23 protein-coding genes and 1 pseudogene are annotated in these 18,389 nt (G+C 68.0%); 10 read left to right on the top strand and 14 right to left on the bottom strand.

The features are described 5' to 3' along the window. Positions 1-342 (bottom strand): winged helix-turn-helix transcriptional regulator, encoded by a 342-nt coding sequence (locus tag MZV50_RS09285; protein WP_252634149.1) that lies wholly within the window; start codon positions 340-342, stop codon positions 1-3. A gap of 133 nt (positions 343-475) precedes the next feature. Between MZV50_RS09285 and MZV50_RS09280 the strand changes: the two genes are divergently transcribed. The 3 genes from MZV50_RS09280 to MZV50_RS09270 are packed head-to-tail and all read left to right on the top strand — an operon-like array spanning position 476 to position 3,266. After that, positions 476-1,483 carry a zinc-binding alcohol dehydrogenase family protein gene (locus tag MZV50_RS09280; RefSeq protein WP_252634147.1) on the top strand — a complete coding sequence of 336 codons (1,008 nt, stop codon included), beginning with the start codon at positions 476-478 and terminating at the stop codon, positions 1,481-1,483. Between the two features lie 41 nt (positions 1,484-1,524). Then, a complete protein-coding gene (locus tag MZV50_RS09275) occupies positions 1,525-2,031 on the top strand; it encodes a GNAT family N-acetyltransferase (protein ID WP_252635215.1) in 507 nt (168 codons plus the stop codon). A gap of 56 nt (positions 2,032-2,087) precedes the next feature. Further along, complete coding sequence (locus tag MZV50_RS09270) at positions 2,088-3,266, top strand: vWA domain-containing protein (RefSeq protein ID WP_252634146.1); 1,179 nt, start codon at positions 2,088-2,090, stop codon at positions 3,264-3,266. A gap of 11 nt (positions 3,267-3,277) precedes the next feature. Here MZV50_RS09270 and MZV50_RS09265 read toward each other — a convergent pair whose 3' ends face one another. Both MZV50_RS09265 and MZV50_RS09260 read right to left on the bottom strand, forming a co-directional pair. After that, positions 3,278-4,708: a calcium-binding protein gene (locus MZV50_RS09265; RefSeq protein WP_252634144.1), complete on the bottom strand. Its 1,431-nt coding sequence runs from the start codon at positions 4,706-4,708 to the stop codon at positions 3,278-3,280. An 11-nt stretch (positions 4,709-4,719) separates the two neighbouring features. Further along, a complete protein-coding gene (locus MZV50_RS09260; protein WP_252634143.1) occupies positions 4,720-5,067 on the bottom strand; it encodes a helix-turn-helix domain-containing protein in 348 nt (115 codons plus the stop codon). A gap of 156 nt (positions 5,068-5,223) precedes the next feature. On the opposite strand from MZV50_RS09260, the gene MZV50_RS09255 reads away from it, so the two are divergent. Beyond that, positions 5,224-6,204: a glycosyltransferase gene (locus MZV50_RS09255; RefSeq protein WP_252634142.1), complete on the top strand. Its 981-nt coding sequence runs from the start codon at positions 5,224-5,226 to the stop codon at positions 6,202-6,204. 50 nt (positions 6,205-6,254) lie between these two features. Continuing rightward, positions 6,255-6,770, top strand: coding sequence for a hypothetical protein (locus MZV50_RS09250; RefSeq protein ID WP_252634140.1), 516 nt, complete (start codon positions 6,255-6,257; stop codon positions 6,768-6,770). A gap of 4 nt (positions 6,771-6,774) precedes the next feature. On the opposite strand, the gene MZV50_RS09245 is transcribed toward MZV50_RS09250, so the two are convergent. Then, positions 6,775-7,284 (bottom strand): surface-adhesin E family protein, encoded by a 510-nt coding sequence (locus tag MZV50_RS09245; RefSeq protein WP_252634138.1) that lies wholly within the window; start codon positions 7,282-7,284, stop codon positions 6,775-6,777. A gap of 132 nt (positions 7,285-7,416) precedes the next feature. On the opposite strand from MZV50_RS09245, the gene MZV50_RS09240 reads away from it, so the two are divergent. From MZV50_RS09240 to MZV50_RS09225, 4 genes are all read left to right on the top strand, one after another. Beyond that, positions 7,417-8,085 carry a TetR/AcrR family transcriptional regulator gene (locus tag MZV50_RS09240; protein ID WP_252634136.1) on the top strand — a complete coding sequence of 223 codons (669 nt, stop codon included), beginning with the start codon at positions 7,417-7,419 and terminating at the stop codon, positions 8,083-8,085. A 42-nt stretch (positions 8,086-8,127) separates the two neighbouring features. Further along, on the top strand, positions 8,128-9,003 hold the full coding sequence (locus tag MZV50_RS09235; RefSeq protein ID WP_252634134.1) for a transglutaminase family protein: 876 nt from the start codon (positions 8,128-8,130) through the stop codon (positions 9,001-9,003). Positions 9,004-9,030: 27 nt separating this feature from the next. Beyond that, positions 9,031-9,177 carry a hypothetical protein gene (locus MZV50_RS09230; RefSeq protein WP_252634132.1) on the top strand — a complete coding sequence of 49 codons (147 nt, stop codon included), beginning with the start codon at positions 9,031-9,033 and terminating at the stop codon, positions 9,175-9,177. 190 nt (positions 9,178-9,367) lie between these two features. Continuing rightward, entirely contained in the window at positions 9,368-10,786 is a 1,419-nt protein-coding gene (locus MZV50_RS09225; protein ID WP_289781912.1) for an MFS transporter, read from the top strand. Here MZV50_RS09225 and MZV50_RS09220 read toward each other — a convergent pair. The 5 genes from MZV50_RS09220 to MZV50_RS09200 form a co-directional block, all read right to left on the bottom strand. After that, complete coding sequence (locus tag MZV50_RS09220; RefSeq protein WP_252634129.1) at positions 10,783-11,070, bottom strand: UvrB/UvrC motif-containing protein; 288 nt, start codon at positions 11,068-11,070, stop codon at positions 10,783-10,785. The two genes, MZV50_RS09225 and MZV50_RS09220, sit on opposite strands and share 4 nt — an antisense overlap. Before the next feature lie 47 nt (positions 11,071-11,117). Then, entirely contained in the window at positions 11,118-12,179 is a 1,062-nt protein-coding gene (locus tag MZV50_RS09215) for a Leu/Phe/Val dehydrogenase (protein WP_252634127.1), read from the bottom strand. A 62-nt stretch (positions 12,180-12,241) separates the two neighbouring features. Continuing rightward, on the bottom strand, positions 12,242-13,300 hold the full coding sequence (locus MZV50_RS09210) for an alpha/beta hydrolase (protein ID WP_252634126.1): 1,059 nt from the start codon (positions 13,298-13,300) through the stop codon (positions 12,242-12,244). Beyond that, positions 13,297-13,881 (bottom strand): uracil-DNA glycosylase family protein, encoded by a 585-nt coding sequence (locus MZV50_RS09205; protein WP_252634124.1) that lies wholly within the window; start codon positions 13,879-13,881, stop codon positions 13,297-13,299. The genes MZV50_RS09210 and MZV50_RS09205 overlap by 4 nt, the downstream gene beginning before the upstream one ends. A 40-nt stretch (positions 13,882-13,921) precedes the next feature. Next, on the bottom strand, positions 13,922-14,212 hold the full coding sequence (locus tag MZV50_RS09200) for a DUF3253 domain-containing protein (protein ID WP_252634123.1): 291 nt from the start codon (positions 14,210-14,212) through the stop codon (positions 13,922-13,924). 109 nt (positions 14,213-14,321) lie between these two features. On the opposite strand from MZV50_RS09200, the gene MZV50_RS09195 reads away from it, so the two are divergent. Next, positions 14,322-14,774 carry a PaaI family thioesterase gene (locus MZV50_RS09195; RefSeq protein ID WP_252634121.1) on the top strand — a complete coding sequence of 151 codons (453 nt, stop codon included), beginning with the start codon at positions 14,322-14,324 and terminating at the stop codon, positions 14,772-14,774. A gap of 37 nt (positions 14,775-14,811) precedes the next feature. Here the strand turns inward: MZV50_RS09195 and MZV50_RS09190 are convergent, their stop codons facing one another. From MZV50_RS09190 to MZV50_RS26565, 5 genes and pseudogenes are all read right to left on the bottom strand, one after another. Continuing rightward, positions 14,812-15,429 (bottom strand): glutathione S-transferase family protein, encoded by a 618-nt coding sequence (locus tag MZV50_RS09190; protein WP_252634119.1) that lies wholly within the window; start codon positions 15,427-15,429, stop codon positions 14,812-14,814. 37 nt (positions 15,430-15,466) lie between these two features. Next, positions 15,467-15,910 (bottom strand): endonuclease domain-containing protein, encoded by a 444-nt coding sequence (locus MZV50_RS09185; protein WP_289781924.1) that lies wholly within the window; start codon positions 15,908-15,910, stop codon positions 15,467-15,469. A gap of 38 nt (positions 15,911-15,948) precedes the next feature. Continuing rightward, positions 15,949-17,229 carry a NupC/NupG family nucleoside CNT transporter gene (locus tag MZV50_RS09180; RefSeq protein ID WP_252634115.1) on the bottom strand — a complete coding sequence of 427 codons (1,281 nt, stop codon included), beginning with the start codon at positions 17,227-17,229 and terminating at the stop codon, positions 15,949-15,951. A 209-nt stretch (positions 17,230-17,438) separates the two neighbouring features. Further along, positions 17,439-17,960, bottom strand: coding sequence for an EF-hand domain-containing protein (locus MZV50_RS09175; protein WP_252634113.1), 522 nt, complete (start codon positions 17,958-17,960; stop codon positions 17,439-17,441). A gap of 278 nt (positions 17,961-18,238) precedes the next feature. Next, positions 18,239-18,301: pseudogene (locus MZV50_RS26565) on the bottom strand (hypothetical protein); the annotation flags it as partial. Positions 18,302-18,389: the final 88 nt, after the last annotated feature.

The raw sequence follows: 18,389 nt of genomic DNA, 5'->3' as shown, positions 1-18,389 counted from the left end.
TCAGCCGGCCTTTCGCGCCGGCGCGGCCGGCAAGCCCAGGACATTGGCGTCGCCCCAGGCCTTCAGCGCGCAGATCACCGGTTCCAGGCTCCGGCCCTTGGTGGACAGCGAATACTCCACGCGCGGCGGCACCTCGGCATAGACGGTGCGGACGATCAGGCCGTCGGCCTCCAGCTCGCGCAGCTGCTTGGTCAGCATGCGCTGGGTCACGGTCCCCAGCTTGCGCCCCAGGGCGTTGAAGCGCATGCGGCCGTTCATCAGGTGGAACAGGATGACGCCTTTCCATTTGCCGTCGATCAGGCCCAGCGCGGCCTCGACGCCGCATTCCTTGGGATCTTCCACGCCCGCCCTCCTCGAAGCCAAACAGTATCAAAACGGGTACTACATACAAAAAATGACCGTACTTGCGAAGATCGTAGCCTAGCGCGATCTCCTGCTCGCGGTTCGAAACCGCCCATCGTTCTGGAGATCCCTCATGAAGATCGTCGGCTTCCGCGAGCTCAAGCCCGCCACCGATCCCAACGCCCTGCTGGACCTGGAAGCGCCCGATCCCGTCGCCAGCGGCCACGACATCCTGGTGCGGGTGAAAGCCGTGTCGGTGAACCCCGTCGACACCAAGGTGCGCAGCCGCGCCCAGCCGGCCGAAGGCGAGGTCCGCGTGCTGGGCTTCGACGCCGCCGGCGTGGTCGAAGCGGTCGGCGAGGCCGTCACCCTGTTCGCGCCCGGCGACGAGGTGTTCTACGCCGGCGCCATCGGCCGCCAAGGCTCGAACGCCGAACTGCAGTTGGTCGACGAGCGCATCGTCGGCAAAAAGCCCAAGAGCTTGGACTTCGCCCAGGCCGCTGCCATGCCGCTGACCTTCATCACCGCCTGGGAGCTGCTGTTCGATCGCTTCGGCGTCCAGCGCGACGGTGGCGAGGGCCAGACCCTGGTGATTATCGGCGGGGCCGGCGGCGTCGGCTCGGCCCTGATCCAGCTGGCGCGCAAGCTGACCCGGCTGCACGTCGTGGCCAGCGCCTCGCGCGACGAGACCCGCCAGTGGGTCCAGGAACTGGGCGCCCACCAGGTCTTCGACCACGGCAAGTCGCTGGCCGACGAACTGAAGCGCCTGGGCCTCACCGCCCCCGCCTACATCGCCTGCCTGACCCACAGCGCCCAACACTTCCCGCAGGTTTCCGAGGCCATCGCCCTGCAAGGCAAGATCGGCATCATCGAGGCCGATGGCGACCTGAACATCCGCCCGCTGCAGCAGAAGGCCGCCTCGATCCACTGGGAGTACATGTTCGCCCGGCCGCAGGGCACGCCGGACATGATCGAACAGCACAAACTGCTGACGCAGGTCGCGGACCTGGTCGACCAGGGCGTGCTGCGCACCACCCTGACCCAGGTGGTCGGCAAGATCCGCGCCGCCGACCTGCTGGAAGCCCACCGCATCGTCGAGAGCGCCCGAACCATCGGCAAGGTGGCGCTGGAAGGTTTTTGACGCCCGTTGAAGCCTGCGGTCATGGCGGCTACCAAGTCGCCATGACCGACACCATCCGCCGCGCCACGATCGACGACGCCGACACTGTCTCCAGCCTGGGCGCCCGCACCTTCACCGAGACGTTCGCCCACCTCTATCCGCCCGAGGACCTAGAGACCTTCCTGGCCTACGCCTACGGCCTGGAGCGGACGCGGAACGACCTCGCCCACCCCGACAAGGCCACCTGGCTGCTGGAGGACGAGGACGGCGAGGCCATCGGCTACGCCCTGGCCGGCCCCTGCGACCTGCCGCACGACGCGGTCGCCCCGACCGACGGCGAGCTGAAGCGGATCTATGTGCTCAAGAACCATCAGGGCGGCGGTCGCGGCTCGCGGCTGCTGAACACGGCGCTGGACTGGCTGGGTCCGCGCCGCATCTGGATCGGCGTCTGGTCGGAGAACTTCGGGGCCCAGAAGCTCTATGGCCGACTCGGGTTCGAGAAGGTCGGCGAATACCACTTCCCGGTCGGCAAGACGCGAGACCTGGAATTCATCCTGCGGCGGGGGTGATTGCGTCCGCTTTCAGAACGCTCCACAATCCGAACATCCGTTCGAAAGCCGCGCCGATGTTCCTTCGCTTCTTCTCCGAGCTTCGCCAGGCCAAGGTGCCGGTCAGCCTGCGCGAGTACCTGCTGCTGATGGAGGCCCTGGACAAGGAGGTCATCGACCGCTCGGTCGAGGACTTCTACTTCCTGTCGCGCGCCAGCCTGGTGAAGGACGAGAAGAACCTCGACAAGTTCGACCGCGTGTTCGGCCATGTCTTCAAGGGCTTGGAGACGGTCAACGAAGGCCTGGCCGCCGACATTCCCGAGGAGTGGCTGAAGGCTCTCACCGAGCGGTTCCTGACCGACGAGGAGAAAGCCCAGATAGAGGCCCTGGGCGGCTTCGAGAAGCTGATGGAGACCCTTCAGGAGCGCCTGCGCGAGCAGAAGAAGCGCCACGAGGGCGGCAACAAGATGATCGGCTCGGGCGGCACCAGCCCGTTCGGCAACAACGGCTACAATCCCGAGGGCGTGCGCATCGGCCAGGACAAGAGCCGCCACGGCCGCGCGGTGAAGGTCTGGGACAAGCGCGAGTACAAGAACCTCGACGACAGCGTCGAACTGGGCACGCGCAACATCAAGGTGGCGCTACGCCGCCTGCGCAAGTTCGCCCGCACCGGCGCGGCCGACGAACTGGATCTGAACGGCACGATCAAGGGCACGGCCGAGAAGGGCTATCTGGACATCCAGCTGCGCCCCGAGCGCCGCAACGCCATCAAGGTGCTGATCTTTTTCGACATCGGCGGCTCGATGGACGGCCACATCAAGCTCTGCGAGGAGCTGTTCAGCGCCGCCAAGACCGAGTTCAAGAACCTGGAGTTCTACTACTTCCACAACTGCCTCTACGAGACGGTCTGGAAGGACAACAAGCGGCGTCACACCGAGAAGATCCCGACCTTCGACGTGCTCCACAAGTTCCCGGCCGACTACAAGGTGATCTTCGTCGGCGACGCCACCATGAGCCCTTACGAGATCACCTATCCGGGCGGCAGCGTCGAGCACTGGAACGAGGAACCCGGCGCCTTGTGGATGCAGCGGGTCACCGACATCTACCAGAGCTGCATCTGGCTGAACCCCACGCCCGAGCGGCATTGGGACTACACCCAGTCGATCGGGGTGATGAAGCAGATCCTGTCGGACCGCATGTATCCGCTGACCCTGGAAGGCCTGGACAAGGCGATGCGGGAGCTGGTTCGGGGCTAACGCCCCTTCCTCTAGTGAGCGGAGGGCGGATCGCCCGGGTGACCGCTGATGTCGGCGGTCGACGACTGGCCGATCAGAGGCACCTTCACATCGGTGTGGTCGTTGGCGATCGTCATACCGACCTTGAAGTTCGCGGTGGTCGCGCCGCCCAGCAGGATGAAGACATCCTCGGTCCCGTCGCCGTTCAGGTCGAACCCGACGCGCGTCCCGGCCACGGCGGTGGTCACGTCGGCCACCTGGCTGGCCGTGGCCTCGCCCAGGGTCGCGCCCTGCACCGCCAGGACATCGCTGACCGTCGCCGTGCTCACGACCGTCACCTGGCCCTTGCCGAGAACGGCGAGGTGATCGCCCTTGGCCGCGGAATAGTCGAGCACCACGCCCAGCAGCATCTCGGCCCGGCTGGTCGGCTCGTTGGCAGAGATCAGGAAGGTGTCGGCGCCGGCGCTGCCGGAGGCCACCACGCGCGCGTTCATGACGATGGTGTCGTTGCCCGCGCCGCCGTCGATGCGATCGATCTGACCCTTCTGGGCGCCTCGGCCGTCGATGTAGTCATCGCCGGCGCCGCCGGCGATCGTCTCGCCCTCGACGGAGCCGAACAGAACGTCGTTTCCGGCGGTGCCCGTGACGACGGGCCGCTCGCCGGCTAGCCCGGTCGCCATTTCGCGAATGGTCGAAATCGACAGCTCGTACAGCCCCTCCGGGGCCGACTGGATCGACGTCGCGGCGGTTGCGGCCGGCGCGGACGCGGCGGGCGGCGCGGTGTGGTCCAAATGGCTGACCTTGACCACGGGCAGCCCATCGCCGACATGCGTGGGGGGATCGACGACGACGCCCAGAACAGAGGCGGACTTCACGGGCTGCGCGCCGGGGGCCTCCCCGGTCGCCGCGGCGGCGGCCGGCGTCGTCCCGTGGGCGGGGGCGCGGTCCGCCTCGAGATTCAGGGCCGCGATCAGCTTGGAGGCCACGCCCTCGATCGCCGGGTCGTCGACGCGCGGCAGGTTCTCGAAGTTCAGGCGGCCGGCCTCGCCCAGCTCAACGCCGCGAAGCTCCAGATAGAGGCCCACGGCGATGACCAGCGACAGGAACGACTGCGCCTCGCGGCTGGACGGATTGAACGCCACGACCACGCCGCCGGGGTCGTCGACGGTCGAGGTCAGAACCTGGCGCAGGGCGCCCCACAGGCTGCCGACCTGGTGGAACATGTCGACGGCCGCGTCGTGCACCACGAACTGGCCATCGATGCGGGCGATGTGCACCAGCACGTCCTGGTTCTCGTCGGTGACGACATACCAGGGATCGCCGGAGTCGGTCTGGCCGAACACCCCGTCGACCTCGCCATAGGTCGACGCCAGTTGCTGGGTGAGCAACATCAGCAGGCCCCGCTCGTTGGCGGACCAGTCGCTGGCCGGCGGCCGCGGGCTGAAGGCTAGGATCTCACCCATCTATCGTCTCGTCAGGCCTGCGCGGCCCGCTCGTTGACGACCGGCTCGGCCTCGTCGGCCATGCCGTCGAACAGCAAGCGATGCAGTTCGGGCTCGTAATATCTCAGCAATGTGCGGGCGAAAGGCCCCGGATCGAGTCCCAGGCTTTCGGCCCAGACGGCCTGAGCCTCGATCGGCACGCGCCCGAGGCCGTTTTCCACCTGGGAAACGAAGGTGTAATACCGCAGTCCTGTCTTTTCCGCCAACTCGGCCTGGGTGAGGCCCGCGGCCTCACGCGCGGCCTTGAGCCAACGCCCCGCCTCGCGACGAAGGGACTTGGTCAACGCCGCCTTGGCGGGATTCATCGCCGTTCTTGACATCGCACAGCCGCTTTCGCGCCCAACAGTCGGGCGCTCCCTAGTTGTTACACATTGCATAAAAACGCAACAATCGAATGTCGGCCGTTCGCGAGGCCTTGCGGACCATCATCAATCCACATACAGTTTTTACGCAACTATTTTGAACGAAGCAGGCGCATGTACGTTTCGATCGACCCTGCCCATTCCCGCGCCGCCGCGCCCTCCTACGGGACATTGGCGATCACGCCGCGCCTGTCGTTGGTGATGGTCGTCTACATGACCGGCCCCGCCCTGATGGAGAGCGTTCGCCATGTCCTGGCCGAGCCTCTGGTCGAGGAATTCATCATCGTCGACAACGGCTCGTCCCTGGCCGACGCGGCCTGGCTGCGCGAACTGGCCCGGCGCGAGCCGCGCGTGCGCCTGCTGCAGGGCCTGGGCAACATCGGCTTCGCCCGCGCCGCCAATCTGGGCGCGGCGGCGGCCAAGGGCGAATCCCTGGTCTTCCTCAATCCCGACGCCTTCCTGACGCCCGGCGCGATCGCGGCCCTCGCAGACGCCGGGCGCGATCGCCCCTCGCCCTGCATCGTCGGGGCGCGGGTGTTCAACACGGACGGCACCGAACAGCGGGGCGCGCGGCGCGGCGAGATCACGCCCGTCACGACCCTGCTTACCCTCTCGAAGCTTAGCGCCACTCTGCCCCCGCTGCGCCGCTTCGAGATCCACCGGGAGGGTGAGCCCCCGCCGCCCTACCCGGTGGACACCCCTACGATCTCGGGCGCCTGCTTCTATATGTCGGCGTCCGACTTCCACGTCCTGGGCGGCTTCGACGAAGGCTATTTCCTGCACGTCGAGGACGTCGACCTGTGCTGGCGGGCGCGCCGGCAAGGCGGGAGCGTGCTGTTCCAGCCCAACGCCCGCATCGTCCACGTCGGCTCGACCAGCAAGGAAAACCCGCTGGTCATCGAGTGGCACAAGGGTCGCGGCCTGGTCCGCTACTTCCTCAAGCGCGCCGACAGCAAGCGCCGCAAGGCCCTGGCCCTGGCGCTCGCCCCGCTGATCCTAGGCGTGGCCGTCGGTCGGCCGCTGCTGCGCCAACTGCGCCGCGGCCGCATGGGCCGTCCCGCCGAGCGCCTGGCGGCCGCGGCTCCCGGCGCTTGACGAAACGGGCGGGCTGAAGCCCATTGGATCATCCGAAGAATGATCCAGCCATGCGTCCGTCCACCGCCCCGACCGTCGTCGCCCTGACAGTTCTCGCCTGCGCCCTGCTGAACACGACGACCGCTTCGGCCCAACGCCAGCGCGGCGACGAGAGCTGGGGCCAGCCGGGCGTGTCCTTCCTGCAATACCGCACCGACGCGGTCGAATGCGCCTATCGCGTGGGTCAGGACGCGCCGGTCGACTATCCGCAGGTCGACCTGGTCTTCTCCAGCAATATCGTGATCCCCGACGCCGAGAAGGACGTCGACATGCCGATGCGCGAGATGGTCGACGCGACCGCGCCCAATCCCCAGCGCATGACCCGGCCCTGGCGCGAGATCTCCAGCCAGCTGCAGGAACCGCTGGCCAAGTGCCTGGGCGAGCGCGGCTATCACCGGTTCCGCCTGACCAAGGATCAGGTCGGCGGACTGAAGGCCCTGTCGCCGGGGTCCAGGGCCCGGCAGGTCTATCTCTGGAACCTGGCGGTCGATCCCGGCGTCCAGCGACGCCAGGTCGTGCGGCGCTAACCCCCTACCCCGCCACCAGGGGCTTCATGCAGGCGGCCTCGACCACGCTCTCGTCGAAGGCGCCCGGCTCGGGCTTCGTCCAGTCGCGCTGCTCGAACGCGTAAGCCGTCTCCGCGCCCTGGAGATTATTCTCTGGATAGCGATAGACCGCCAGGCTGCGGAAGGTCCGCGCCTGGCAATCGACGTCCTGGGCCATGCGCTCGGAGCGATAGGTCAGACCCGCTTCCGTCCGCGGCGCGCGGAACTCGTGGCGCACCCAGACACGCTGCCAGGCCTGCCCAGCCGGCGTCTTGCCCGTCTTGGCGAAGGTGATGACGTCCTTGTCCTGGCCCACGCCCAGATAGGGCCAGCCGATGCCCTCGATCCGGGGCGACCATTTCGGCGGCGGCGCGGAAGATTGGCCGGGCGCGGTGATCGTCACGGAATCGACCTTGGACGCGGCGCCGGGCTCCGCCGGCGGCGGGGTCGCCGCCTGTCCCGCCAGCAGCATCGCGGTCATCAGCATGCCGATCATTGCCCGCTCCCCGCGCATTCGACGCGAAAAGCCTAAACGCGAACGCGCTCATACGCCACCGGCGGTGATCTTGACGCTTGCGCCAATTTCGAACAGCCGTAAGAGTTCCCTACGGGTAAAGGGGAATACGTAGTGAGTCCGACCACCGACGCCGCCGCTTCTCAAGAAGTCGAGGCCGCCGAGACCGAAGCCGCCACCAAGAACCTGGTCTTCGTCGCCGCCGAGCGCCTGTTCGCGCTGCACGGCTTCCAGAACGTCTCGGTGCGCGACATCACCGCCGCCGCCGGCGTGAACCTGGCCTCGGTGAACTATCACTTCGGGTCCAAGGACGCGCTGCTGTTCGAGATCTTCAAGCGTCGCACGGCTGAGCTCAACCGCGAGCGGGCCAAGATGCTGCACGAGGCCAACGACCGCAACGCCGGTGCCCCGCCCGTGCGCGACATCCTGGCCGCCCTGCTGACGCCGCCCCTGCGCTGGCTGGCGCCGGATCACGAGCGCCGCATCTCGCTGCAGTTCCTGATCCGCGCCCGCAGCGAGGGCACCGACGAAATCCGCACCGTGCTGAAGACCGACGTCTCGCACCTGCGCCGTTTCTCCGACGCCCTGTTGCGCGCCCGTCCGGACCTGTCGCCGGAAGACGTCTACTGGCGGCTGCACTTCACCCTGGGCATGCTGCACAACAACCGCTTCGCCGAGTTCGACCGCCTGAACGTGCTGTCGGAAGGCCAGACCAGCGAGGCCGACGTCGTCGCCCTGCTGGAGCGCATGCTTTCGTTCGCCGAGGCCGGCTTCCGCGCCTGACGCGGTAGGAACCGGTCCCATGCCGGCGCGTTGGGCTCCGGCATGGGACGGCTGCGGATCCTTCACGAGACCCGGTACTACTATGAACGGCCGGTGCGGTTCGGACCGCAGCGGCTGTTGATCCGGCCTCGCGACAGCCACGCCTTGCGCATCGTCGAGGCCTCCTTGCGTCTCTATCCGCCCGGCGGAACCCGCTGGAGCTACGACGCCAACGGCAACTGCGTCTGCATCTTCCAACCCGAGGGCAAGTCCGACGCCATGCGGGTGGCCAGCGAGTTGGTGATCGACCGCTACCCAGCCCCGCTGGTCCCGCAGCGGATCGAGAACCCCGACACCCTGACGCCGATCGTCTATTCGCGCGAGGACCGCGCCACGCTGGAGCCGTTCATCGCCCCCGTCACCGACGATCCGGACGCGGTGCTGCTGCGCTGGCTGCGCGGCCTGCAGGCTCATCGCGACGAACCGGCCCTGGCCTTCCTGCTGCGGATCAACGAACTGATCCACCAGCAGTTCGAGTACCGCGTTCGCGAAGAGGAAGGGGTTCAGACGCCCGTCGAAACCCTGCAGAAGCACAGCGGGGCCTGCCGCGACCTGGCTTGGTTGATGGTCGAAGGTCTGCGCCGACTGGGCTACGCGACCCTGTTCGCCACGGGCTACATCCACTCGCCCGGCAGCCAGATCCGCGGGGCCGGCGCGACCCACGCCTGGTGCGAGGTGTTCCTGCCCGACCTGGGCTGGCTGGAGTTCGATCCGACCAACGGGCTGGCCGAGTCGCCCGACCTGATCCGCGTCGCCGCCACCAGGACCCCCGCTCAGGCGTTACCCGTGTCGGGCGCGATCATCGGCGATCCGGGAAGCGCGCGCCTTCACGTCTCCGTGGACGTGCGTTTGATCGACGAAATCGACCGCGCCGCGTGATAGTCTGAAGCGTACGGGAGAAGAAGCATGACCAGCGGCTTCCAGAACCAGAACCCGATGCAAGGCCTGTGCTTCCCGAAGTCCGAGCCCAAGGCCCAGCACGGCCAGAAGCCCGACAAGGAATGCATGAAGCTGAAGGAAAAGCGCACCTTCGAGCCCCGCCCGGGGCACTAGGACGCAATCTCCCTTCGGACCTTCTTCAATGGCCGGGGCTGATCGACGGGCCGGCGCGACCGAAGTCGCCGCGAGCGGCTGGGTTCGGTGTATGGTCCAGCCGCTCGCCGCGTCCGCGTTGTTTCGGTTCTGAAAGGATGTGACCGGCGCGCGTCTGGACCCTCGCGGCCCTTGAGCGTAAAGCGCCCTCGTGTCCGATCAACCGTCAGAGCCCGCTCCCTCCCCGCTGTCGACGCGTCTCGTCTCGATCGCTGTGGCCAGCGCGCTTCTGATGGAGTTCATCGACTCCACATCCCTGTCGACCGCCCTGCCGACCCTGGCGCGCGCCTTCGCGGTCGACCCGATCCACCTGAAGCTGGCCCTGACGTCCTACATCCTGGCCCTGGCGGTGTTCACCCCGGCCAGCGGCTGGGCGGCCGAACGATTCGGCGCGCGCAGGGTCTTCCTGTCGGCGATGGGCGTGTTCCTGCTGGGTTCGGCGCTCTGCGGCCTGTCGCGAGACCTGGAGGCGCTGGTGGCCTCGCGGATCGTCCAGGGGATGGGCGGGGCGATGATGACGCCGGTGGCGCGGCTGATCGTGGTCGGCGCTACGCCCAAGGACAAGCTGCTGACCGCCATGGGCTGGTTCACCATGCCCGCCCTGGTCGGTCCGCTGATCGGTCCGCCGATCGCCGGCCTGGTGCTGAGCGTCGCCGACTGGCCGTGGATCTTCTACATCAACCTGCCCATCGGCCTGCTGGGCGCCGTGGCCGTCCTGCGCTTCGTGCCCAGGAGCCAGCCGCGCCGCGACCTCGGTCGCTTCGACACGCCCGGCTTCATCCTGTCGGCCCTGGCGATCAGCGGTCTGGTCGTGGTGGCCGAGACCGCCGGCGTGAACCTTTTCCCGCCCTGGGCCCAGGTCGGCCTGCTGGCGCTGTCGCTGGCCTGCGGCGCGCTCTACCTGCGGATTTGCAAGCGCACCGGCCGGCCGATCCTGGACCTGACACTGCTGCGTTATCCCACCTATCGCGCCAGCCTGCTGGGTGGGACACTGGTGCGGCTGGGCATCGGCGCCAGCCCCTTCCTGATGCCGCTCTTGCTGCAGGTCGCCCTGGGCTGGAGCCCGCTGAAGGCCAGCGTCGTGACCCTGGCGACCGGCGTCGGCGTGCTGGTCGCCCGCCCGTTCGCCGCGGCCGGACTGAAGCGCTTCGGCTTCCGCACCGCGCTGACCGTGTTCGTGACCCTGACGGCGCTGTTCACCGCCGCCCCGGGCTTCTTCGGCCACGCCACGCCGATGGTCGCGATGATGGCCGTCCTGACCCTGGGCGGGTTCTGCCGCTCGAACCAGTTCATCGCCGCCAACACCATCGCCTATGCCGACGTGCCCGAGACCTCGACGGCGGCGGCCTCGACCCTGTCGGCGGTGACCCAGCAGATCGGCCTGGCGCTGGGCGTCAGTTTCGGAGGCGTCATGCTGCACGTGGCGCGCGGGGCCGATGGCGCGCTGACGCCCGACCGTTTCACCCTGCCGTTCGTGGCGATCGGCCTGGTGACCCTGCTGGCCCTGCCCGTCTATCTGGCGCTGGACAAGGACGCAGGCGCGGCGATCAGCGGTCGCAAGCGCGCCTAGGCCTTGCGGCGGCTACCCCGAGCGTGGCCGGCGGTCATCGGATCCGGCTTGCGGGGCGGAACCCAGCCTTCCGGCTTCTTGGGGACGGGCTGGTCCGTGCCCAGGCCCATTCGGCCCGGGACCTGGCGCTGGAAATAGGAGGCCTGCGGCGGGTCTTCGACATCGCGCACCATGGCGCTGTGCTGGATGGCGCCGATCTGGTCGCGAAGCTTCGCCGCCGTCTCGAAGTCCTGAGCGGCGACCGCCGCTTCCATCTGCGCCTTCAAGTCGTCGAAATGCGACATCGCCGTCTCCCTGGACCTAGCCTAGGGAGAACGCGCGAAGTCCGGGTTCAGCCCCGCGCCGCCGCGATACGGGCGCGGGCGATCTCGTCGGCGACCAGATTGGCTGGCCGCTTCTCGGCGATCGACTGGTCGATGACCTCGGCCAGGGTCTGGGCCAGGCGGTCCAGCTTGCCGGCCACCCACGCGCCGTCGAACGCACCGCCGGCTTCCAGGGCGCGGATCTCGGCCGCCACGTTGATGATGCCGCCGCCGTTGATGACATAGTCCGGGGCGTAGAGGATGCCGCGATCGAACACGGTCTGGCCGATCATGGCGTCGGCCAGCTGGTTGTTGGCCCCGCCGGCGATCACCTTGACCTTCAGGCGCGGCAGCGTCGCGGCCGAGATGGCGCCCCCCAAGGCGCACGGGGCGAAGACGTCGGCCTCGACGTCGAAGATGGCGTCGGCCGGAACGATCGTCGCGCCGGTCTTGGCGGCGACCTCGTTCAGGGCCTGTTGGTTGACGTCGGCGATGGTCAGGACCGCGCCAGCGGCGTGCAGCTTCTCGGCCAGATAGGCGCCGACATGGCCGACGCCCTGGATGGCGATATGGACGCCGTTCAGGTCGCGGTTCAAGGCGCGCTCGACGCAAAGACGGACGCCCCGGAACACGCCCTCGGCGGTGACCGGCGACGGATCGCCCGAGGCGGCCGCGTGGCCTTCCAGGCCGGCGACGAAGCGGGTGGTCTTGCGGGTGCTTTCCAGGTCGGCCGGCGAGACGCCGACGTCCTCGGCGGTCCAGTACCGTCCGGCCAGGCTCTCGACCGCGCGCCCGAACGCCTCGAACAGCTCCGGCGTCTTCTGGCTGCGGCTGTCGCCGATGATCACGGCCTTGCCGCCGCCGAAGTCGAGGTCGGCCATGGCGTTCTTGTAGGACATGCCGCGCGACAGGCGCAGGGCGTCGGTCAGGGCGGCGTCGGCGCTGGAATAGTCCCACATGCGGCAGCCGCCGGCGGCCGGGCCGCGGGCGGTCGAGTGGATCGCGATGATCGACTTCAGACCAGTTTTTTCGTCGAAGAAAGCGTGAACGCCTTCATGCCCCTCGAAATCGGGGGAATCGAACAAGGTCATGCCGTCGGTCTCGCGTCAGCTAGAATGAACTCGGCGCGGGGTGTACGCCCCCACGCCGCGTCTCACAAGCCCGCGCTTTGACGCTGCGACGACTTGCGTCTCTTGGGCTTAGGCGGGTCCAACGCTGTCATGGCCGCGATGCTGGACGGGATAGGCAGCGCGCCCGACGGCGGCCAGGGACCCGGCGCGTCGCGCAGGAAGGCCTCGGCGTCGCCCCAGACGTTGATGGCCTGCTTGTCGACCAGCAGCAGGTGATAGCCATTGGCGTAATAGGCCGTCCGCGCGCCGGGCTTCAGGCGACCCACGGCCTCGACGGTCGGCTCGCGCGGAATGACCTGGTCGCGCGCGCCATAGAACCAGGCGGTCGGGACCGCGATGCCGCCCGTCGATCTCCAGCTCCGCTCCATCAGCCCGACCAGGCCATAGATGGTGTCCGAACGCGCGCCCCAGATCATCAGCGGGTCGCGGCCCATGCGGCGCAGCTCGTCGATATTGTCCGAGGCGGCGATGTTACGGACCAGCCAGTCCGGCGGCTTGACCACCCACTGGCCGACGGTGTGGGCGGTGACCCACAGGCTCATGCGGTTGGGCAGCGGCTGGTTCGACCAGCCCCAGACGGCGGGGGCGAACAGCATCAGCTTGTCGACCGGCGGCGGATGGTCCGAGGCCATGGCGCTGATGGCCAGCGCGCCGCCCATGCTGATCCCGGCCAGGGCGATCCGGGCGTTCGGATGCCGCTCGCGCACCGTCGTCACCAGCGCGCGGACATCGTCCAAGACGAGCTCGGTCGGCGCCCAGACGCCCCGTTCGGGTGAGCGGCCAAAGCCGCGGACGTCGAGGGCGTAGGTGGCGATCCCCCTGCCCGCCCACCATTCGGCCGCCAGGTGATAGGCGTTGGCGTAGTCGTTCATGCCGTGCAGGCCGACCACGACCCAATCTGGCTCCCCCGCCGGCAGCCAGCGCATCAGGCCCAGCCGGGCGCCGTCGAAGCTGACGAAATGCGCGTCCGTGAGCCGGGGACCGCGGAAGCCCAGAGCCGCCAAGCCCGGCCCCTGCCGCAGCGGCGCACAGGCCGACAGCACGGCGGCGGACGCGGTCAGGATCAGGGCGCGGCGGTTCATGTCGCCAGAATGTCCGCGACCCGTTGGCGAAGATAGGGCGCGACCTCGGCCTCGAACCACGGATTGCGCTTCAGCCAGGCGGTGTTGCGCCAGGACGGATGCGGCAGGACCAGGACCTCTGGCCCGAACTCACGCCAGCGCGCGATGGTCTCGGTCATGGTCTTGCCGGTTCGCCCCGGCAGCGCCCAGTCCTGGGCGTAGCTGCCAACCAGCAGGGTCAGCTCGACCTTGGGCAACTGCGCCAGCAGCCCCGCCCGCCAGGTCGCAGCGCAGCGCGGTGGCGGCGGATAGTCGCCGCCCTTGGGATTAGTGCCTGGAAAGCAGAAGGCCATGGCCGCCACGCCGATCTCGGGCCGACCGTAGAAGGTCTCACGGTCGACGCCCATCCACTGGCGCAGGCGATCGCCCGAGCGGTCGTTGAACGGCAGGCCGGTCTCGTGGACGATCCTTCCGGGCGCCTGGCCGGCGATCAGGATCTTCGTCTCCTCGCGCACCCGCACCACTGGCCGGGGAACATGCGGCAGATACGGCGCACAGGCCCGGCAGGCGGCGATGTCGGAGAGGAGCGCATCCAGTGGCATGGCCAGGATTTAGGCGCCGCGCGCCAAAACCCAAGCCTGACTAGTCCTCGTCGCCGCCGGCTTCTTCCTCGAAGCTGATCGGATCGCCTTCAAGACGCGTGCGGATCCGGTAGACGCCCCGAAACTTCTCAGGATTGACCGGCTTGTTGTGGCGCAAGATCACGACCTTGCCCTCGCGGGCCAGCTCGATGGCGTTGGTGCGCACGTGGCCCAGGATCTGCTGCCAGCGCTCGGGCTGGATCGCCTTGGCGACGTTCATCGGATCAATCGACTTGCCCTCAGGCAGCGCCGCCAGCTGGGACAGGATGGTGTCTTGGATCGGGGAGCTCATGGGCGCTCCCTTGCCATGGATTGTCAGCAGAGGCGAGACCGACCGCTTGCGCTGATCGCCGCGTCCTTCTAGCTGAACACAGATAACAAGACGCGGAGGGGATGGGAAAATGGACGGCGGCAACGACATCTGGAGCGGCCCGCGCCTGGTCGAGACCGGCGAATGGGCCGGCTGGCGGACCTGGCAGGGCATGGATCCGTTCGAGGACCAGTCGGGCCCGTTCTACTTCAAGGAAGACGCCGAGGGCCGCGTCACCGCCGCCTTCCGCGCCGAGAAGAAGCACATGAACGGCGGCGGCTTCATGCACGGCGGCTGCATGATGACCTTCGCCGACTACTCCCTGTTCGCGATCGGCTGGAAGGCCCTGGCCGACAGCCGCGCCGTGACCGTCAGCCTGAACGGCGAGTTCATCGGCCCGGCCAGGCCCGGCGACCTGATCACCTCGACCGGCGAGGTGATCAAGGCCGGCGGTTCGCTGCTGTTCGTGCGCGGGCTGATCTCGACGGGGTCGGGACCGATGCTCAACTTCTCGGGCGTCGTGAAGAAGATCCGGGCGCGCTGACCCAAATCCTCCCCCTAACGGGGGAGGATTTTGATATCTAAACCCCCGCCTTGGACGCCGGCCGCTCCATCATCGCCTTCAGCCAGCGGTTCACGTGAACCAGCTCGGCGTCGGGGCGGAAGCGGACCATGCGGGCGAAGTCGATGCCGGTGACGGCCAGGATGTCGGCGATGGTCAGGCGGTCGGCGGCGATGAACGCGCTCTCGGCCAGGCGGCGGTCGAAGACCTTCAGCGCCCGCTCGGCGGCCTTGCGGTTGGACTCGGCCACCTCGGGGATCTGGGTCTCGATGGCGGCCAACGCGGGATGGCCGTGGCGGACGGCCATCATCAGCGGCGTCGACAGCAGCATCTCGGCCCGCCGCGTCCACATCTCGATCACGGCGATCTCGCGCGCGTCGCGGCCGAACAGGTTCGGCTCGGGATAGACGCTTTCCAGATAGCGGCAGATGGCCACCGACTCGGTGATCGTCGTCGCCTCGTCGATCTCTAGCGCCGGCACGTTGGGCAGGCCGGCCTTGGCCAGGTAGTCGGGCTGGTGATGCTGGCCGCCGAAGATGTCGATGTCGACGATCTCAACGTCCTCGATCCCCTTCTCGGCCATGAACCAGCGGACCCGGCGAGGATTGGGCGCGCGGCGGCTGTCGTAGAGTTTCATGTTGTCCTCCCCTGGACGGAAGGATGCGCCCTTTACGTCACGGAACGAAAGCCCTTCCCCCTTGATGGGGGAAGGGTTGGGATGGGGGTGACCGCTGAATTTCCGCCGCGACGCGCTCGGCCACGAGATACGGGTTACCTGTCGCTTCGCCATCGCGGACACGCATGATCCGATAGCCCTGCTCGGAGAGCCAGGCGTCCCGCTCGGAATCGCGCAACTGAGCTGCAGGGTGATCGTGCCAGCCGCTGTCCACTTCGATCACGAGACGAGCGCTGTGCTGGACGAAGTCGACGACGTAGCGCCCAATCGGCGCCTGGCGGCGGATATGCAGATCCAAAGCGCGAAGAGCCTTCCACAGGTTCTTTTCGCTCAGGGTCATTTCCCTTCGGAGACGACGGGCGCGCTTCACCGCGCCAGGTGCGTGTCGAGGTCTCGGAGTTCCTTCGGACACGCTGTCACCCCATCCCCAACCCTTCCCCATCAGAGGGGAAGGGAGAAGATGAAGCAACCTTTAGTCGATTAAAGCCCGAACAGCGCCCTCGGCATCAGGCCGACCAGAGAGCCGGTCAGGCAGGTGGCCAGGAAGCCGGCCATCATCGCCTTCCAGACCAGGCCCAGCACTTCCTGACGGCGCTGGGGCACCAGCACCGAGAAGCCGGCCACGTTCATGCCGACCGAGCCGATGTTGGCGAAGCCGCACAGCGCATAGGTCATGATCATGCGGGTGCGCTCGTCCAGCAGGGTTCCGCCGACCTTCGACATCTGGATGAAGGCGGTGAACTCGGTGAGGATCAGCTTCACGCCCAGCAGGCCGCCGGCCGTGCCGGCTTCCTTCCACGGCACGCCCATCGACCAGGCCAGGGGCGAGAAGACCACGCCCAGGCCGCGCGCGATGCTCAGCGGCTGGCCGCCGACCGGGGGCATGGCGCCCAGGATCTTGTCGACCATGGTGGCCAGGGCCACGAACACGATCAGGGTCGCGCCGACGTTCAGCGCGATCTGCAGGCCGTCGGTGGTGCCCTTCATCACGGCGTCGATCGCGCTGCCGTAGGTCTTGTCCTCGGCGGCGAGATCCAGGTCGGCGCCCTTCTCCATCGGATCGGACGGCACGATGATCCGGGCCAGCAGCACGCCGGCCGGGGCCGAGATGATCGAGGCGGTCAGCACGTGGGCGGCGGCGTTGGGCAGCACCCCGGACAGGATGGTGGCGTAGGCGACCATGGTCGAGCCCGAGACGCAGGCCATGCCGACCGTGATCAGCATGAACAGCTCAGAGCGCGACAGCTTGTCCAGATAGGCGCGGATGAAGATCGGGCCTTCGATCTGGCCCATGAAGATGGTGGCGGCGGTGGCCAGGGCCGGCGGACCGCGCAGGCCCAGGGTCTTCTGGAAGATGAAGCCGAAGCCTTGGGCGGCCCACTTCAGGATCCTCCAGTGCCACAGCAGCGCCGACAGGGCGCAGACCACCAGGATCACCGGCATGACGCGGAAGGCGAAGATGAAGCCCGCGCCCGGATTGCTGACCGGATAGGGCTGGTCGCCGCCGGCCAGGAAGCCGAACACGAAGGCCGTACCGGCCTGGGTCGAGCTGGCCAGGCCCTCGACGGCGCCGTTGACGCCCTGCAGCAGCTGCCGCGCCTGGGGCAGGCCGAACAGGACCAGCACCAGCAGAACTTGGACGATGATGGCGGCGATCGCCAGAACCCAGGGGAATCGCTTGCGATTCTCGGAAACGAGCCAGCAAAGGCCCAAAGTGAGCGCCAGACCTGCCAGGGCCTGGACGTTCTCGGGACGGAACATCAAGACGAAGAGACCTTACAAAGAGGCGACGCCCCCGCGACGCCGACCAAGGGGCGAAGCATGACACCAAGTCAGCCGTCCCACGCAAGCGCCTTGCTTAGGAAATGGTTAAGGAAGGCGCCAGACGCCTAAGTCAGAAGCTTCTTACCACAACCTTCGTGTCATCCCGGACGTCCCGAAGGATCGATCCGGGATGACACGTCGAGGGATTAGGCTGTCACGCTGGTCCCGCTGCTCGCCGTGCTGGACGACGAGGTTAGCGCCGTGTCCAGCTGCGCCAGCAGCTTCTGCATCAGATCGACCGCGGCCGTGGAGCCCGACAGCAGACTGGTCAGGGACGAGGTCGAGCCGGTCGTGCTGGAGTCCTTGCTCTGGTCGAGCATGGCGTAGAACTCGCCACCGCTCAGCGAACCATCGCCGTCCTGGTCGGCGGCCTTGATCAGGTCGGAGGCGGCGCTGGTCGTGGCGTCCGTGCTGTCAGCGCCGTTGGCGGCGGCCAATTCCTCGGCCGAGACGACGCCGTCCTGGTTGGTGTCCAGGCTCTCGCACACGCCGCTGGAACCGCCGGCCCCGCCCGCGCCGCCGCCGGGTGGCGGGCCCGGCGGCGGACCGTCCATGGCCTGGGCTGAGGACGCGTTCGACGCCGCGTTGGAAATGGCGCTGGCGATCTCGTCGGTCGACAGGCTGCCGTCGCCGTCGCTGTCGAGGGCCGACACGATGTCCGAGGCCATCTTGCCGCTGGCGTCCGCCGGCGCGTCCGAGGGGCGTTGGCGGCCAGGGCCGTGGAGATCTCGCCGGCGCTCAACAGGCCATCGCCATCGGTGTCGCCGGCCGACATCACCGAACTGGCGACGTCGTCGACCGACTGGGTCGAGAGCAGCGCCGACAACGTGTCGCCGGCGAAATTCCCGCCCGGCCCGCCGCCCCCGCGCATGGGCGGCGGTCCCTTGGACTGGCCCGAGCCCTGCACATTTTGCCCGATGGACTGGAATTCGGTCTGCGACAGTTGCCCATCGCCGTCGGCATCGGCGGTCTTGAAGACCGACGCCTGCTGCAGCTGGCGCAGCTGCATAAGGCTCGTAGAGGATATCGCGCTGGTGACGCTCATATCGCTCTCCCTCTGTTGAAGACGCCGAAAGGCCGGCGCCCCCGGGAAGCAG

Source organism: Caulobacter segnis (assembly GCF_023935105.1).
In the GTDB taxonomy this organism is placed as follows: Bacteria; Pseudomonadota; Alphaproteobacteria; order Caulobacterales; family Caulobacteraceae; genus Caulobacter; species Caulobacter segnis_B.
Note: the sequence above shows the minus strand (reverse complement) of the source record. Positions and strands in the feature narration are given on the sequence as shown.

Excerpts from the sequence above, each read along its gene's own strand:
- MZV50_RS09280 (WP_252634147.1), top strand. The coding sequence starts at position 476 with ATGAAGATCGTCGGCTTCCGCGAGCTCAAGCCCGCCACCGATCCCAAC.
- MZV50_RS09275 (WP_252635215.1), top strand. The coding sequence starts at position 1,525 with ATGACCGACACCATCCGCCGCGCCACGATCGACGACGCCGACACTGTC.
- MZV50_RS09270 (WP_252634146.1), top strand. The coding sequence starts at position 2,088 with ATGTTCCTTCGCTTCTTCTCCGAGCTTCGCCAGGCCAAGGTGCCGGTC.
- MZV50_RS09265 (WP_252634144.1), bottom strand. The coding sequence starts at position 4,708 with ATGGGTGAGATCCTAGCCTTCAGCCCGCGGCCGCCGGCCAGCGACTGG.
- MZV50_RS09260 (WP_252634143.1), bottom strand. The coding sequence starts at position 5,067 with ATGTCAAGAACGGCGATGAATCCCGCCAAGGCGGCGTTGACCAAGTCC.
- MZV50_RS09255 (WP_252634142.1), top strand. The coding sequence starts at position 5,224 with ATGTACGTTTCGATCGACCCTGCCCATTCCCGCGCCGCCGCGCCCTCC.
- MZV50_RS09250 (WP_252634140.1), top strand. The coding sequence starts at position 6,255 with ATGCGTCCGTCCACCGCCCCGACCGTCGTCGCCCTGACAGTTCTCGCC.
- MZV50_RS09245 (WP_252634138.1), bottom strand. The coding sequence starts at position 7,284 with ATGATCGGCATGCTGATGACCGCGATGCTGCTGGCGGGACAGGCGGCG.
- MZV50_RS09235 (WP_252634134.1), top strand. The coding sequence starts at position 8,128 with ATGGGACGGCTGCGGATCCTTCACGAGACCCGGTACTACTATGAACGG.
- MZV50_RS09230 (WP_252634132.1), top strand. The coding sequence starts at position 9,031 with ATGACCAGCGGCTTCCAGAACCAGAACCCGATGCAAGGCCTGTGCTTC.
- MZV50_RS09220 (WP_252634129.1), bottom strand. The coding sequence starts at position 11,070 with ATGTCGCATTTCGACGACTTGAAGGCGCAGATGGAAGCGGCGGTCGCC.
- MZV50_RS09215 (WP_252634127.1), bottom strand. The coding sequence starts at position 12,179 with ATGACCTTGTTCGATTCCCCCGATTTCGAGGGGCATGAAGGCGTTCAC.
- MZV50_RS09210 (WP_252634126.1), bottom strand. The coding sequence starts at position 13,300 with ATGAACCGCCGCGCCCTGATCCTGACCGCGTCCGCCGCCGTGCTGTCG.
- MZV50_RS09205 (WP_252634124.1), bottom strand. The coding sequence starts at position 13,881 with ATGCCACTGGATGCGCTCCTCTCCGACATCGCCGCCTGCCGGGCCTGT.
- MZV50_RS09200 (WP_252634123.1), bottom strand. The coding sequence starts at position 14,212 with ATGAGCTCCCCGATCCAAGACACCATCCTGTCCCAGCTGGCGGCGCTG.
- MZV50_RS09195 (WP_252634121.1), top strand. The coding sequence starts at position 14,322 with ATGGACGGCGGCAACGACATCTGGAGCGGCCCGCGCCTGGTCGAGACC.
- MZV50_RS09190 (WP_252634119.1), bottom strand. The coding sequence starts at position 15,429 with ATGAAACTCTACGACAGCCGCCGCGCGCCCAATCCTCGCCGGGTCCGC.
- MZV50_RS09185 (WP_289781924.1), bottom strand. The coding sequence starts at position 15,910 with ATGGGGAAGGGTTGGGGATGGGGTGACAGCGTGTCCGAAGGAACTCCG.
- MZV50_RS09180 (WP_252634115.1), bottom strand. The coding sequence starts at position 17,229 with ATGTTCCGTCCCGAGAACGTCCAGGCCCTGGCAGGTCTGGCGCTCACT.
- MZV50_RS09175 (WP_252634113.1), bottom strand. The coding sequence starts at position 17,960 with ATGGCCTCGGACATCGTGTCGGCCCTCGACAGCGACGGCGACGGCAGC.